The organism is Escherichia sp. E4702 (genome assembly GCF_963883545.1).
Lineage (GTDB): Bacteria > Pseudomonadota > Gammaproteobacteria > Enterobacterales > Enterobacteriaceae > Escherichia.
In genome coordinates this window covers 37427-52860 of record NZ_CAWORF010000027.1, presented here as the reverse complement: position 1 = coordinate 52860, position 15434 = coordinate 37427, and the positions used below count along the sequence as shown (strand labels likewise).

Genomic DNA, 15434 nt, shown 5'->3' with positions numbered 1-15434 from the left:
AGTTGGCTGTTATGCAGGAATACACGAATCATTCCGATACCACTTTTGCACTGCGTAATATCTCCTTTCGTGTGCCCGGGCGCACGCTTTTGCATCCGCTGTCGTTAACCTTTCCTGCCGGGAAAGTGACTGGTTTGATTGGTCACAACGGTTCTGGTAAATCCACTCTGCTCAAAATGCTTGGCCGTCATCAGCCACCGTCGGAAGGCGAAATTCTTCTTGATGCCCAGCCGCTGGAAAGCTGGAGTAGCAAAGCGTTCGCCCGCAAAGTGGCTTATTTACCGCAGCAGCTTCCTCCGGCAGAAGGGATGACCGTGCGTGAACTGGTGGCGATTGGTCGTTACCCGTGGCATGGCGCGCTGGGGCGCTTTGGCGCGGCAGATCGCGAAAAGGTCGAAGAGGCGATTTCGCTGGTAGGTTTAAAACCGCTGGCGCATCGGCTGGTCGATAGTCTCTCTGGCGGCGAGCGTCAGCGGGCGTGGATCGCCATGCTGGTGGCGCAGGATAGCCGTTGTCTGTTGCTCGACGAACCGACCTCGGCGCTGGATATCGCCCACCAGGTTGACGTGCTGGCGCTGGTGCATCGTTTAAGTCAGGAACGTGGTCTGACGGTCATTGCCGTGCTGCACGATATCAATATGGCGGCGCGCTACTGTGATTATCTGGTCGCCCTGCGCGGTGGTGAAATGATTGCTCAGGGAACGCCTGCGGAAATTATGCGCGGCGAAACCCTCGAAATGATTTATGGCATCCCGATGGGGATTTTGCCGCATCCGGCGGGTGCTGCACCTGTGAGTTTTGTTTATTGATGAGCGGTTTACCTCTTATTTCGCGCCGCCGACTGTTAACGGCGATGGCGCTTTCTCCGTTGCTATGGCAGATGAATACCGCCCGTGCGGCGGCTATTGATCCACATCGCGTTGTGGCGCTGGAGTGGTTGCCGGTGGAATTACTGCTGGCGCTCGGCATCGTACCTTACGGCGTGGCGGACACCATCAACTATCGCCTGTGGGTCAGCGAACCACCATTACCTGAATCGGTGATTGACGTTGGTTTGCGCACAGAACCTAACCTTGAACTGCTGACCGAAATGAAACCATCGTTTATGGTCTGGTCGGCGGGATATGGCCCTTCGCCAGAAATGCTGGCACGCATTGCGCCGGGACGCGGATTTAACTTCAGCGACGGAAAACAGCCGCTGGCGATGGCGCGTAAATCGCTGACGGAAATGGCGGATTTACTTAATCTGCAAAGCGCAGCAGAAACGCATTTAGCGCAATATGAAGACTTTATCCGCAGCATGAAACCCCGCTTTGTGAAGCGTGGAGCGCGCCCGTTATTGCTGACGTCGCTTCTCGATCCGCGCCATATGCTGGTCTTCGGTCCAAACAGCCTGTTCCAGGAAATTCTCGATGAGTACGGCATCCCAAATGCTTGGCAAGGGGAAACCAACTTCTGGGGCAGTACCGCCGTCAGTATCGATCGTCTGGCGGCGTATAAAGATGTTGATGTGCTCTGTTTTGATCATGACAACAGCAAGGAGATGGACGCGCTAATGGCAACCCCGCTGTGGCAGGCCATGCCGTTTGTCCGCGCCGGACGTTTTCAGCGCGTTCCGGCAGTCTGGTTCTATGGCGCGACGCTTTCGGCAATGCACTTTGTGCGTATTCTGGATAACGCCATCGGAGGTAAAGCGTGAGTAAACGTATTGCGCTTTTCCCGGCGTTATTGCTGGCGCTGCTGGTGATTGTCGCAGCGGCGCTCACCTGGATGAACTTTTCGCAGGCGCTGCCGCGTAGCCAGTGGGCGCAGGCTGCCTGGTCGCCGGATATCGATGTCATCGAGCAGATGATTTTTCACTACAGCTTGTTGCCGCGTCTGGCGATTTCGCTGCTGGTGGGCGCGGGCCTGGGGCTGGTGGGTGTGCTGTTTCAGCAAGTGCTGCGTAACCCGCTGGCGGAACCGACGACGTTGGGCGTTGCTACAGGCGCGCAACTGGGGATTACCGTCACCACGCTCTGGGCGATCCCCGGCGCGATGGCGAGCCAGTTTGCTGCGCTGGCGGGCGCTTGTGTCGTTGGCTTAATCGTTTTTGGCGTCGCGTGGGGGAAACGGCTTTCGCCGGTAACGCTGATCCTCGCGGGGCTGGTGGTGAGCCTTTATTGCGGGGCGATCAATCAGTTACTGGTCATCTTCCATCACGACCAGTTGCAAAGCATGTTCCTGTGGAGCACCGGAACGCTGACGCAAACCGACTGGGGCGGCGTTGAGCGTTTATGGCCGCAGCTGCTGGGCGGCGTGATGCTGACGTTACTGCTACTTCGCCCGTTAACCCTGATGGGGCTTGATGATGGCGTGGCGCGCAATCTCGGGCTGGCCTTGTCGCTGGCGCGTCTGGCTGCGCTGTCGCTGGCGATAGTCATCAGTGCGCTGCTGGTGAACGCGGTGGGGATTATCGGCTTTATCGGCTTGTTCGCGCCGCTGCTGGCAAAAATGCTGGGCGCGCGGCGTCTGCTGCCGCGACTGATGCTGGCGTCGCTGATTGGGGCGTTAATTCTGTGGCTTTCTGATCAAATCATCCTCTGGCTGACTCGCGTGTGGATGGAAGTTTCCACCGGTTCAGTCACTGCGTTGATTGGTGCGCCGCTGCTGTTGTGGCTACTGCCGCGTTTACGTAGCATCAGTGCGCCAGATATGAAGGTTAACGATCGTGTCGCGACTGAACGCCAACATGTGCTGGCGTTTGCCCTCGCGGGCGGCGTGCTGCTGTTGATGGCTGTGGTGGTGGCGCTGTCGTTTGGTCGTGATGCGCACGGCTGGACGTGGGCGAGCGGGGCGTTGCTCGAGGATTTGATGCCCTGGCGCTGGCCGCGAATTATGGCAGCGCTGTTTGCGGGCGTCATGCTGGCGGTGGCGGGCTGTATTATTCAGCGGCTGACCGGAAACCCGATGGCAAGCCCAGAAGTGCTGGGGATTAGCTCTGGCGCGGCGTTTGGCGTGGTGTTGATGTTGTTTCTGGTACCGGGTAATGCCTTTGGCTGGCTGTTACCCGCGGGAAGTCTCGGGGCTGCGGTGACGCTGTTGATCATTATGATCGCCGCCGGACGCGGTGGATTTTCCCCACACCGCATGTTACTGGCGGGGATGGCGTTAAGCACCGCGTTCACCATGCTTTTGATGATGTTGCAGGCGAGCGGTGACCCGCGAATGGCGCAAGTGCTGACCTGGATTTCTGGTTCGACCTACAACGCGACCGATGCGCAGGTCTGGCGCACGGGGATTGTGATGGTGATTTTGCTGGCGATTACCCCGCTGTGTCGCCGCTGGCTGACCATTTTACCGCTGGGCGGTGATACCGCGCGAGCCGTGGGGATGGCGCTGGCGCCGACGCGAATTGCGCTGTTGCTGTTAGCGGCTTGCCTTACGGCGACCGCGACAATGACCATTGGACCGTTGAGTTTTGTTGGTCTGATGGCACCGCATATTGCGCGGATGATGGGCTTTCGACGGACGATGCCGCATATTGTGATTTCGGCGTTGGTGGGTGGTTTACTGCTGGTGTTCGCTGACTGGTGTGGGCGGATGGTGCTGTTTCCATTCCAGATCCCGGCGGGTCTGCTGTCGACGTTTATCGGCGCACCGTATTTTATTTATTTGCTGAGAAAGCAGAGCCGTTAATTTTTCCATATAACGGCGCTGAACTCCAGGTCGGATAAGGCGTTCACGCCGCATCCGACAAACAATGCCCGATGCGACGCTGGCGCGTCTTATCGGGCCTACAAACGGTCCTGCACTCCAGGTCGGATAAGGCGTCCATGCCGCATTCGGCAAACAATGCCCGATGCGACGCTGACGCGTCTTATCGGGCCTACAAACGGCCCCGAACCGTCAGGTCGGATAAGGCGTTCACGCCGCATCCGACAAACAATGTTGGATCACAACTTCGCAAACACCCGACGTGCAGCATCGATGGTGTTATTGATATCTTCCATGCTGTGCGCCACAGACATAAAGCCCGCTTCAAACGCTGACGGTGCCAGGTAAACACCTTCGTCCAGCATCATATGGAAGAAACGCTTAAAGCGTTCCACGTCACAGGCCATCACATCCTGGTAGCATGTTACGGACTCGGCGTCGGTAAAGAAAATACCGAACATGCCGCCAACGTGGTTAACGACCAGCGGAATTCCCGCTTCTTCCGCCGCTTCCAGCAAACCTTCTGCCAGACGTGTTGTCAGCTCATCCAGTGTCTCGTGAACGCCCGGCTGCGCGACTTCATTCAGACAGGCGAAACCGGCGGCCATCGCAATCGGGTTACCGGAAAGCGTACCCGCCTGATACACCGGACCCGTCGGAGCCAGCGCATCCATCACATCACGACGACCGCCGAAGGCACCTACCGGCATTCCACCACCGATGATTTTGCCCAGACAGGTGAGATCTGGCACCACGCCGTAATAATCCTGTGCGCCAGCTAGCGCTACGCGGAAACCGGTCATCACTTCATCAATGATCAGCAACGCGCCAAATTCGTCGCACAGCGCGCGCAGACCTGGCAGGAACTCTGGCAGCGGTGGAACACAGTTCATATTGCCTGCCACCGGCTCGACGATAATACAGGCAATCTCTTGCGGGTACTGTTCGAACGCGGCGCGTACAGAGGCCAGATCGTTATAAGTACAGGTTAAGGTATGTTTGGCGAAATCTGCCGGAACGCCCGGTGAGTTTGGCTGCCCTAAAGTGAGTGCGCCAGAACCGGCTTTCACCAGCAGGCAGTCAGCATGACCGTGGTAGCAACCTTCGAATTTGATGATCTTGTCACGGCCAGTAAAACCACGGGCCAGGCGGATGGCGCTCATTGTCGCTTCGGTGCCGGAGTTCACCATGCGCACCATATCCATCGTCGGCACCAGTTCGGTCACCAGTTGCGCCATTTTCACTTCCATTTCGGTCGGCGCACCAAAGCTCAGACCGCGCTCGGCGGCTTCAATCACTGCGTTACGGATCGCCGGATGGTTATGGCCCAGCACCATCGGCCCCCAGGAACCGACATAATCGATATACGCTTTGCCATCAACATCATACAGATAAGCGCCGTCCGCTTTTTCGATAAACAGTGGAGTGCCGCCCACGCCAGTAAAGGCGCGAACAGGAGAGTTCACACCGCCAGGGATCAGCTCGCGCGCTGCGCTGTAAAGATTTTCAGACTTACTCATGGAGGGTTCCTGATTCGTAGAAAAAGTGAATGGCTGCTATTCTAGGTTATTCATAACAAGTTAAATACTCGTCAACAAGTTGCTTTTACTGCTGCAACTTTGACTTCGTAGAGTATAAAAGTTTTGTGCATTTGAAACATTACGCTTTGCAAAGGATTTTCATTGAATGTACGAGTAAAATGCCGTCATCTTATTTGTATGACCAATATGTGATCATTGGATGAAAACTGATACTCCCTCTTATGAAATACCGCAGGCTGCGCGTCTGCGACGCAGACAACTCATTCGCCAGCTTCTTGAGCGTGATAAAACGCCATTAGCTATTTTGTTTATGGCGGCGGTCGTCGGTACCCTTGTCGGGCTGGCAGCGGTTGCTTTTGACAAAGGTGTCGCCTGGTTGCAGAACCAACGAATGGGCGCGCTGGTACATACTGCCGATAATTATCCACTTCTGTTAACCGTTGCTTTTCTCTGTTCGGCAGTGCTGGCGATGTTCGGTTATTTCTTAGTGCGCAAATACGCGCCGGAAGCGGGTGGTTCGGGTATCCCGGAAATTGAAGGGGCGCTGGAAGATCAACGTCCCGTTCGCTGGTGGCGTGTATTGCCAGTGAAATTCTTTGGTGGCCTGGGGACGCTGGGCGGCGGTATGGTACTGGGGCGCGAAGGGCCAACCGTGCAGATTGGCGGTAATATTGGCCGGATGGTACTTGATATTTTCCGCATGAAAGGTGACGAAGCTCGCCATACGTTACTGGCAACCGGTGCGGCGGCGGGTCTGGCGGCAGCTTTTAACGCGCCGCTGGCGGGTATTCTTTTTATTATTGAAGAGATGCGTCCGCAGTTTCGCTATACGCTAATTTCGATTAAAGCGGTATTTATTGGCGTCATTATGTCGACCATTATGTACCGGGTATTTAACCACGAAGTTGCACTTATTGACGTCGGTAAACTTTCTGACGCGCCGCTCAATACGCTGTGGCTTTATCTGATCCTCGGTATTATTTTTGGCATCTTCGGCCCTATTTTTAATAAATGGGTGCTGGGGATGCAGGATTTACTACACCGCGTACACGGCGGCAATATAACCAAATGGGTACTGATGGGCGGTGCGATTGGTGGTTTGTGTGGGCTGCTGGGTTTTGTCGCTCCTGAAACCTCAGGCGGTGGTTTTAACCTGATTCCTATCGCCACGGCGGGGAACTTCAGCATGGGAATGCTGGTATTTATCTTTGTCGCGCGGGTCATCACCACCTTACTCTGTTTCTCTTCCGGCGCGCCGGGCGGTATTTTTGCCCCGATGCTGGCGCTGGGTACCGTGCTGGGAACCGCGTTCGGGATGGTTGCCGTTGAACTGTTTCCGCAATATCACCTTGAAGCAGGCACCTTTGCTATTGCCGGAATGGGCGCGTTACTGGCGGCGTCCATTCGCGCGCCGTTAACGGGGATCATTCTGGTATTAGAGATGACAGATAACTATCAGCTCATTTTGCCAATGATTATTACCGGTCTTGGCGCAACACTATTAGCACAATTTACCGGCGGAAAACCGCTATACTCGGCGATTCTTGCGCGCACGCTGGCAAAACAGGAAGCGGAGCAACTGGCGCGAAGCAAGGCCGCTGTCGCCAGCGAGAATACTTGAACGAAATACCAGGGTATTAGATAATGGCGATTATTATTGGGTTAGAATTTGCCCAATTGCCGATGTCGTTTGGAGCAAAATATGAGTGATGACGTAGCACTGCCGCTGGAGTTTACCGACGCAGCAGCCAACAAAGTTAAAAGCCTGATCGCTGACGAAGATAACCCGAATCTGAAATTACGCGTGTATATCACCGGTGGCGGTTGCAGCGGCTTCCAGTATGGTTTCACCTTTGATGATCAGGTGAACGAAGGCGATATGACCATTGAAAAACAGGGCGTTGGCCTGGTGGTTGACCCGATGAGCCTGCAATATCTGGTTGGTGGTTCCGTTGATTATACTGAAGGACTGGAAGGTTCTCGTTTCATCGTGACCAACCCGAACGCGAAAAGCACCTGCGGTTGCGGTTCTTCCTTCAGCATCTAATCTGCTGTTAATGTGCCGGATAAACTATCCGGCACATCTACTCTCTTTAACGCCCATTCTCATCCAGCGCAAACGTCGGCAGTTTAAGATGCCAACGGATAGCTGCCAGTCGAATCAATAGCGTTACCACCATCCCCATCATACTGGCCGTTTCTAACGGGACGGAAAACGTATAATAAGCCGTAGCGTGGACAATACCGCCGATAATACAGGCTGTTGCGTAGATTTCTGTACGTAAAATCATGGGGATTTCGCGCGCCAGTACATCGCGAATGATCCCGCCGCCAACGCCCGTAATAACGCCCATACATACCGCAATCAATGGACCCGCATCCGCATTAAAGGCTTTGTTGACGCCAATGCCAACAAATACTGCCAACCCAACAGCATCCAGCACCGGCAGCATCCATTTCGGCAAGCGTCTTGGCTGGCGTACCAGGACGATCGTCAGCATGCTGGTTACCATTGCAACGACCAGATCGGTAGGGTCTTTCACCCAAAATACCGGACCGTGATCCAGCGCCATGTCACGAATGGTTCCACCGCCTACTGCGGTAACCACGCCTAATACCAGGACGCCAAAAGGGTCCATACGCAATTTTCCGGCAAGTAAAACGCCGGAGATGGCAAATACCGCTGTGCCGACTATATCCAGCCAATAGACGAGCATTGTTCAATCCCCACTGAGCACCTGAAAAGGTCAGGCGCTAATCCACTTGTGAAAGCGCATTACAGAGTTGTTGTGCAGCGAGGATAATACGTGGGCTTGCACGTTCAAACCAGTCACTTGTGAGAGGAATAATGGGAATTTTGAGCTGTTCACCCCAGTATTGCTCGATTTTAGGAGTTTGGTCCGATCCGCCAGTGATGACAATAGCCTGTGGCGCGCGTGCTAATACCTGTTCGCGGCTCACCTGCGGCCAGGGAACATGGCTGTTTTTAAAGATGTTTTCTCCACCGCAAACTTCCAGTACCTGGTTCTGAATCGACTCTTTTCCGCTGGTGAAGGGCGGATTAATGCCGAATTGTAAGAAAACACGTTTTTTAGGTTTGTCGGCGAATTTAGCTTTGAGTTGTGCATACTGTTCCAGCAAGGTTTGCGCGGCTTTCTCGGCCTTGTCAGGTTGCGGACTCCACGGGGCCAGTTGACGTAACGCATCGGCAATTTGTTCAATGCTTGTCGCATCGACCCACATCACTTTTATTCCCAGCGAAGCAAGCTGGTCAACTTGCCGCTCGGCGTTACCCCCGCGCCAGGCTACGACCAGATCGGGTTTTAGCGCCACAATACGTTCCAGATTCATCCCTTGCCAGGTGGAAACCTGCTCTATTTTCTGTGCTTCTGGCGGATAGTCGGAATAACTGCTGACCGCTACCGGCGTGATCCCGGCGGCAAATGCGAGTTCGGTGTTAGCGGGGGAAAGTGTGATGACACGCGGCGCGGCGTTGAGCCACAGTGGCGCAAGAAAAGACAGGGCGACCAGCGCCCTGAATAGTGACTTAGCCATGAGCCAGTTTCTGCACCAGTGACTCAACCATCAGGCTGGACTGTTTGGCAGCAACGGCCAGGAACTCGTCGAAGCTAAGGTGAGACTGTTGATCGGCGACGTCAGAGATGGCGCGCACCACCACAAACGGGACGTTAAAATTGTGGCAAACGTGAGCGATAGCCGTCGCTTCCATTTCGACTGCAATGGCCTGCGGGAAATTGTGGCGGATTTTCGCCAGACCAACAGAGCCGTTGATGAAAGCGTCGCCGCTAACAATCAGGCCACGTACAGCGTTAAGATTCAGTTCGGCAATGCAGGATTCGGCGGCAGCGATCAGTTTATCGTCAGCTTTGAAGCCCGCAGGGCAGCCAGGCAGTTGACCGTATTCATAGCCAAACGCCGTGACATCCGCGTCGTGATAACGTGCTTCGTCCGAGACAACGATATCGCCCACTTTCAGCGTTGGCGCCAGGCCACCCGCGGAACCGGTGTTAATAATCACATCAGGCTTGCAGTGTTCCAGCAGCAGAGTTGCACCCAGCGCCGCTGCGACTTTACCAATGCCTGATTTCAGAAGCGCAACCTCGGTTCCGTTCAGTTGGCCGGTATAGATTTCGCAACCGCCCAGGCTGATAGTTTGACGGTTTTCGATTTTGTCACGCAGCAGCGTAACTTCTTCTTCCATTGCACCAATGATGCCGATTTTCATAGATTTACTCGCGATAAGCTCGATTTGAAGGCATAGTTTATCATGCGCTTGAGGGGAAGCGTATTTCTCACGCGGGAGAGGACATGGCACAGATTGATTTCCGAAATAAAATAAACTGGCATCGTCGTTATCGTTCACCGCAGGGCGTTAAAACTGAACATGAGATCCTGCGGATCTTCGAGAGTGATCGCGGGCGTATTATCAACTCCCCGGCGATTCGCCGTCTGCAACAAAAGACCCAGGTCTTCCCACTTGAGCGCAATGCTGCCGTGCGCACGCGTCTTACCCATTCTATGGAAGTTCAGCAGGTGGGGCGTTATATCGCTAAAGAGATTTTAAGCCGCCTGAAAGAGCTTAAATTGCTGGAGGCTTACGGTCTGGACGAGTTGACCGGGCCGTTTGAAAGCATTGTCGAAATGTCGTGCCTGATGCATGACATAGGAAATCCGCCGTTTGGTCATTTCGGCGAGGCAGCCATTAATGACTGGTTCCGTCAGCGCTTGTACCCGGCGGATGCCGAAAGTCAGCCATTAACCGACGATCGCTGTAGCGTGGCAGCGTTGCGATTGAGGGAAGGGGAGGAGCCGCTCAACGAGCTGCGGCGAAAAATTCGTCAGGACTTATGTCATTTTGAAGGTAACGCACAGGGTATTCGTCTGGTGCATACATTGATGCGGATGAATCTTACCTGGGCCCAGGTAGGCGGTATTTTAAAATATACCCGTCCGGCGTGGTGGCGTGGCGAAACGCCCGCGACTCACGATTATTTAATGAAAAAGCCGGGCTATTACCTTTCTGAAGAATTCTATATTGCGCGTTTACGTAAAGAACTTAATTTAGCGCTTTACAGTCGCTTCCCATTAACGTGGATTATGGAAGCGGCCGACGATATATCTTATTGTGTGGCTGATCTTGAAGATGCGGTAGAAAAAAGAATATTTACCGTTGAACAGCTTTATCATCATCTGCATGAAGCGTGGGGCCAGCATGAGAACGGCTCGCTGTTTGCGCAGGTGGTAGAAAATGCCTGGGAAAAATCGCGCTCAAATAGCTTAAGTCGTAGCACGGAAGATCAGTTTTTTATGTATTTACGCGTAAATACCTTAAATAAACTGGTGCCGTATGCGGCACAACGATTTATTGATAACTTACCTGAAATTTTTGCCGGAACCTTTAATCATGCACTGTTAGAAGATGCCAGCGAATGTAGCCAGTTGCTGAAGTTATATAAAAATGTCGCTGTAAAACATGTGTTTAGCCATCCAGATGTCGAGCAGCTTGAATTGCAGGGCTACCGGGTGATTAGCGGTTTATTAGAGATATATCGACCGTTGTTAAACATGTCGTTATCAGACTTTACCGAACTTGTTGAAAAAGAGCGTGTGAAACGTTTCCCCATTGAAACGCGTTTATTCCATAAGCTCTCAACGCGCCATCGGTTGGCCTATGTTGAGGCTGTCAGTAAATTATCGTCAGATTCACCTGAGCTCCCGCTATGGGAATATTATTACCGCTGCCGGCTGTTACAGGATTATATCAGCGGTATGACAGACCTTTATGCGTGGGATGAATACCGACGTCTGATGGCCGTAGAACAATAACCAGGCTTTTGTAAAGACGGACAATAAATTTTTACTTTTTGCAGAAACTTTAGTTCGGAACTTCGCGCTATAAAACGAATCTGAAGAACACAGCAATTTTGCGTTATCTGTTAATCGAGACTGAAATACATGAAAAAAACCACATTAGCACTGAGTGCACTGGCTCTGAGTTTAGGTTTGGCGTTATCTCCGCTCTCTGCAACGGCGGCTGAGACTTCTTCAGCAACGACAGCCCAGCAGATGCCAAGCCTTGCACCGATGCTCGAAAAGGTGATGCCTTCAGTGGTCAGCATTAACGTAGAAGGTAGCACAACCGTTAATACGCCGCGTATGCCGCGTAATTTCCAGCAGTTCTTCGGTGATGATTCCCCGTTCTGCCAGGAAGGTTCTCCGTTCCAGAGCTCCCCGTTCTGTCAGGGCGGTGGACAAGGTGGTAACGGCGGTGGCCAGCAACAAAAATTCATGGCGCTGGGTTCTGGCGTCATCATTGATGCCGATAAAGGCTATGTCGTGACTAACAACCACGTTGTCGATAACGCGACGGTCATTAAAGTTCAACTGAGCGATGGCCGTAAGTTCGACGCGAAGATGGTCGGCAAAGATCCGCGCTCTGATATCGCGCTGATCCAGATCCAGAACCCGAAAAACCTGACCGCGATTAAGATGGCGGATTCCGATGCGCTGCGCGTGGGTGATTATACCGTCGCTATCGGTAATCCGTTTGGTCTGGGCGAGACGGTAACTTCCGGTATCGTCTCTGCACTGGGGCGTAGCGGTCTGAACGCCGAAAACTACGAAAACTTCATCCAGACGGACGCAGCAATCAACCGGGGTAACTCCGGTGGTGCGCTGGTTAACCTGAACGGTGAACTGATCGGTATTAACACCGCGATCCTTGCACCAGACGGCGGTAACATCGGTATCGGTTTTGCTATCCCGAGCAACATGGTGAAAAACCTGACCTCACAGATGGTGGAATACGGCCAGGTGAAACGCGGTGAGTTGGGCATTATGGGGACTGAGCTGAACTCTGAACTGGCGAAAGCGATGAAAGTTGACGCCCAGCGTGGCGCTTTCGTAAGCCAGGTTCTGCCGAATTCCTCCGCTGCAAAAGCGGGTATTAAAGCGGGTGATGTGATCACTTCACTGAACGGTAAGCCGATCAGCAGCTTTGCCGCACTGCGTGCTCAGGTGGGTACTATGCCGGTGGGCAGCAAACTGACCCTGGGCTTGCTGCGCGATGGTAAGCAGGTCAACGTGAATCTGGAACTGCAGCAGAGCAGCCAGAATCAAGTTGATTCCAGCTCTATCTTCAATGGTATTGAAGGCGCTGAAATGAGCAACAAAGGCAAAGATCAGGGCGTGGTCGTGAACAACGTGAAAACCGGTACTCCGGCTGCGCAGATTGGCCTGAAAAAAGGTGATGTGATTATTGGCGCGAACCAGCAGACAGTGAAAAACATCGCTGAACTGCGTAAAGTTCTCGACAGCAAGCCGTCAGTGCTGGCGCTGAACATTCAGCGTGGCGATAGCACCATCTACTTGTTAATGCAGTAATCTCCCTCAACCCCTTCCTGTAAACGGGAAGGGGTTCTCTTTTCAATTTGTGACCCCCTCCACAACTCCATATTTCTCCGTCGTCCTTTGTGCATTTGCACAATGCCGTGCGTTGCGTACTTCCTTATGCTAAACCGTGCACAACGGAGGGCTTATGGCTGGCTGGCATCTTGATACCAAAATGGCGCAGGATATCGTGGCGCGTACCATGCGCATCATCGATACCAATATCAACGTAATGGATGCTCGCGGGCGAATTATCGGCAGCGGCGATCGTGAGCGTATTGGTGAATTGCACGAAGGTGCATTACTGGTACTGTCGCAAGGGCGGGTGGTCGATATCGATGATGCGGTAGCGCGCCATCTGCACGGTGTACGTCAGGGGATTAACCTGCCGTTACGGCTGGAAGGCGAGATTGTCGGCGTTATCGGCCTGACCGGTGAACCGGAGCATTTGCGCAAATATGGTGAACTGGTCTGTATGACGGCGGAGATGATGCTGGAACAGTCGCGGTTGATGCACCTGCTGGCGCAGGATAGCCGACTGCGTGAAGAGTTAGTCATGCATCTGATTCAGGCTGAAGAAAATACGCCAGCGTTAACCGAATGGGCGCAACGACTGGGTATCGATCTCAATCAACCCCGCGTGGTGGCCATTGTCGAGGTCGATAGCGGCCAGCTTGGCGTGGACAGCGCGATGGCGGAACTACAGCAACTGCAAAATGCACTCACCACGCCGGAACGCAACAATCTGGTGGCGATAGTCTCGCTAACCGAAATGGTGGTGCTGAAACCGGCGTTGAATACGTTTGGGCGCTGGGATGCGGAAGACCATCGTAAGCGAGTAGAGCAACTTATTACTCGTATGAAGGAGTACGGCCAGCTGCGTTTTCGCGTGTCACTGGGCAATTATTTTACCGGCGCTGGCAGTATTGCGCGTTCTTATCGCACGGCGAAAACAACGATGGTCGTGGGTAAACAGCGGATGCCAGAAAGTCGCTGCTATTTTTATCAGGATCTGATGCTGCCAGTATTACTCGACAGTTTACGTGGCGACTGGCAAGCCAACGAACTGGCGCGTCCTCTGGCACGGCTAAAAGCGATGGATAATAATGGCTTGCTGCGGCGGACGCTGGCAGCGTGGTTTCGCCATAATGTGCAGCCGCTGGCAACGTCAAAGGCGCTGTTTATCCATCGCAATACTCTGGAGTATAGGCTTAATCGTATATCGGAACTGACCGGGCTGGATTTGGGCAATTTTGATGACAGGTTGCTGCTGTATGTTGCGTTGCAACTGGATGAAGAGCGGTAGGTTATGCGTTAAGGTCGAGGCGGCGCTGGCTTGTTCCCCTCACCCCGAAGAAGAGGGGATTGCCCGAGCTAACCGTCAGTTCGGGATTATTTACGCGTCAGTTTTTCCAGATCGGCTTCAATCTCGCTGATCTTATTGGTTACTACTGACTCCAGATGACGTAAGTCGTCGAGGATCTTACGCTTAAGATCAACTTCGCTACGATCACGCTGGCAGATTTGATCAAGTTCATCAATGATATAACGCAGATTCGGGCTGATCTCCTGCACTTCTTTATAACCCTGACCCACACCATCGGCGACCACTGTTTTGCGCTGACGCGGATATTTAAACTTCACGCTTTTAGCGAAAAACTCGCCTTTGTCTTTCTGAAAATAGATTTTCAGAATATCGTTGTTGGCTTCCTGCCGGAGGCTGTAACGATCAATTTCTTCAGGATTGGTAATACCCAGACTTTTCAGATTGTCGTACATAGCGTTACCTCAAAATGAGTCAGTAAATTGTGCTTATCTTAGCATTTGGCCTGGCCCGCCCGGCTCGACTGTGATCGCAGAAAGCCTTTTTCTTCCAGACTTCTATCATGGCGTAAAATTAAAAAAATTACCTGCTTTATTCTGGCGATATCATTCATGTTCTACACCAGTTCCAGCATTGTCACTTCCGGACGGCGGTTCAGACGCAAGCCATACAAACTTCCCACACCTCGAGTCGTGTAGATGTGTCGTTCGCCAAAAGCGTTTAACCCTGCGACATAGCGTTTATCTTTAACTGGCGCAAAAGGTTCGCCAACTAATGGCACGTGTAACTGACCGCCGTGAGTGTGACCACAAAGCATCAGATCCCACTTTTCATTACGCATGACTTCTTTGCTGTCGGGATTATGCGCCAACACCAGTCGTGGCAGATTGGCTTCGCTGGCGGGAGGCGGTTTGCATTGTCCGGCCCATAAATCACCAGTGCCTATCAGTTCGAATTGCCTGTTCGGCGTGGCAATCACGGTTGCCTGGTTAACCAACACCGTGATGCCCGCCGATTGCAACGCCTCGCCAATTAAGCGATTTTTCTCTGTACCAACAGGGCGATCGTGGTTGCCGAAGCAGGCAAACGTCGGCGCACATTCGGCAAGGGGGGAGAGTACGTCAGCAAACGCCGGAAAATTCAGCGGCATATCAAATAATACGTAATCGCCGCCCAGCAATATCAAATCGGGCTTTTGTGCTACGCCAAGAGCAATCGCGTCAGAAATCAGGCTTAGAGGAACAAAACGAGAGTAATGGAGATCTGCCAGAAAAAGGATTTTGAAAGGTGCAACGTTGTCTTTAAAAAAGGCGAGGCGGTGACGGATTAATTCAAGCCAGCCAGGTTCCCAGTAATGCATATAACCGAAACCTGAGCCCGCGGCTAACGTCGCGGCGGCAGCCTGCAAAAATCGTCGGCGTGAAATCATTGCTCATCCCTGCAAAAAATCGGGCAGCGTCGTG

At 53.1% G+C, this 15434-nt stretch carries 16 protein-coding genes; 10 read left to right on the top strand and 6 right to left on the bottom strand.

Annotated features, from left to right (window positions below; genetic code table 11):
- The first annotated feature begins 11 nt into the window (after positions 1–11).
- Genes fhuC through fhuB form a run of 3 tightly spaced genes read left to right on the top strand, consistent with a single transcriptional unit; the run spans position 12 to position 3678 of the window.
- Positions 12–809, top strand: a complete 798-nt coding sequence (gene fhuC, locus AACU94_RS17190; RefSeq protein ID WP_001158929.1) for a Fe3+-hydroxamate ABC transporter ATP-binding protein FhuC — start codon at positions 12–14, stop codon at positions 807–809.
- A complete protein-coding gene (fhuD, locus tag AACU94_RS17185) occupies positions 809–1699 on the top strand; it encodes a Fe(3+)-hydroxamate ABC transporter substrate-binding protein FhuD (RefSeq protein WP_135489872.1) in 891 nt (296 codons plus the stop codon). Before fhuC ends, fhuD begins: the two co-directional genes overlap by 1 nt.
- Entirely contained in the window at positions 1696–3678 is a 1983-nt protein-coding gene (gene fhuB / locus AACU94_RS17180) for a Fe(3+)-hydroxamate ABC transporter permease FhuB (protein ID WP_130221603.1), read from the top strand. Before fhuD ends, fhuB begins: the two co-directional genes overlap by 4 nt.
- A gap of 257 nt (positions 3679–3935) precedes the next feature.
- Here fhuB and hemL read toward each other — a convergent pair whose 3' ends face one another.
- On the bottom strand, positions 3936–5216 hold the full coding sequence (gene hemL, locus AACU94_RS17175; protein ID WP_000045305.1) for a glutamate-1-semialdehyde 2,1-aminomutase: 1281 nt from the start codon (positions 5214–5216) through the stop codon (positions 3936–3938).
- Positions 5217–5377: 161 nt separating this feature from the next.
- Here hemL and AACU94_RS17170 point away from each other — a divergent pair, with 161 nt between their 5' ends.
- From AACU94_RS17170 to erpA, 4 genes are read left to right on the top strand one after another with little or no spacing between them, the layout of a single operon-like run.
- Positions 5378–5440, top strand: coding sequence for a hypothetical protein (locus AACU94_RS17170; RefSeq protein WP_214430084.1), 63 nt, complete (start codon positions 5378–5380; stop codon positions 5438–5440).
- A complete protein-coding gene (gene clcA / locus AACU94_RS17165; protein ID WP_130217336.1) occupies positions 5437–6858 on the top strand; it encodes a H(+)/Cl(-) exchange transporter ClcA in 1422 nt (473 codons plus the stop codon). Before AACU94_RS17170 ends, clcA begins: the two co-directional genes overlap by 4 nt.
- 23 nt (positions 6859–6881) lie before the next feature.
- Entirely contained in the window at positions 6882–6947 is a 66-nt protein-coding gene (gene yadW, locus AACU94_RS17160; protein WP_120795373.1) for a small protein YadW, read from the top strand.
- Positions 6940–7284, top strand: coding sequence for an iron-sulfur cluster insertion protein ErpA (erpA, locus tag AACU94_RS17155; protein WP_001295564.1), 345 nt, complete (start codon positions 6940–6942; stop codon positions 7282–7284). The genes yadW and erpA overlap by 8 nt, the downstream gene beginning before the upstream one ends.
- A gap of 46 nt (positions 7285–7330) precedes the next feature.
- Here the strand turns inward: erpA and AACU94_RS17150 are convergent, their stop codons facing one another.
- Genes AACU94_RS17150 through mtnN form a run of 3 tightly spaced genes read right to left on the bottom strand, consistent with a single transcriptional unit; the run spans position 7331 to position 9483 of the window.
- On the bottom strand, positions 7331–7954 hold the full coding sequence (locus AACU94_RS17150) for a TRIC cation channel family protein (protein ID WP_064525034.1): 624 nt from the start codon (positions 7952–7954) through the stop codon (positions 7331–7333).
- Positions 7955–7991: 37 nt separating this feature from the next.
- Complete coding sequence (btuF, locus tag AACU94_RS17145) at positions 7992–8792, bottom strand: vitamin B12 ABC transporter substrate-binding protein BtuF (RefSeq protein WP_130205008.1); 801 nt, start codon at positions 8790–8792, stop codon at positions 7992–7994.
- Entirely contained in the window at positions 8785–9483 is a 699-nt protein-coding gene (gene mtnN / locus AACU94_RS17140; RefSeq protein WP_064525028.1) for a 5'-methylthioadenosine/S-adenosylhomocysteine nucleosidase, read from the bottom strand. The genes btuF and mtnN overlap by 8 nt, the downstream gene beginning before the upstream one ends.
- An 83-nt stretch (positions 9484–9566) precedes the next feature.
- On the opposite strand from mtnN, the gene dgt reads away from it, so the two are divergent.
- The 3 genes from dgt (at position 9567) to cdaR (ending at position 13953) form a co-directional block, all read left to right on the top strand.
- Positions 9567–11084, top strand: a complete 1518-nt coding sequence (gene dgt / locus AACU94_RS17135) for a dGTPase (protein ID WP_130257826.1) — start codon at positions 9567–9569, stop codon at positions 11082–11084.
- A 129-nt stretch (positions 11085–11213) separates the two neighbouring features.
- Positions 11214–12641 (top strand): serine endoprotease DegP, encoded by a 1428-nt coding sequence (gene degP / locus AACU94_RS17130; protein ID WP_130205012.1) that lies wholly within the window; start codon positions 11214–11216, stop codon positions 12639–12641.
- A 154-nt stretch (positions 12642–12795) separates the two neighbouring features.
- On the top strand, positions 12796–13953 hold the full coding sequence (cdaR, locus tag AACU94_RS17125; protein WP_130217332.1) for a DNA-binding transcriptional regulator CdaR: 1158 nt from the start codon (positions 12796–12798) through the stop codon (positions 13951–13953).
- Positions 13954–14039: 86 nt separating this feature from the next.
- Here cdaR and AACU94_RS17120 read toward each other — a convergent pair whose 3' ends face one another.
- Positions 14040–14426 (bottom strand): DUF3461 family protein, encoded by a 387-nt coding sequence (locus AACU94_RS17120; RefSeq protein ID WP_000272188.1) that lies wholly within the window; start codon positions 14424–14426, stop codon positions 14040–14042.
- Between the two features lie 161 nt (positions 14427–14587).
- Positions 14588–15400 carry a phosphodiesterase YaeI gene (gene yaeI, locus AACU94_RS17115; RefSeq protein ID WP_135489868.1) on the bottom strand — a complete coding sequence of 271 codons (813 nt, stop codon included), beginning with the start codon at positions 15398–15400 and terminating at the stop codon, positions 14588–14590.
- Positions 15401–15434 lie beyond the last annotated feature (34 nt).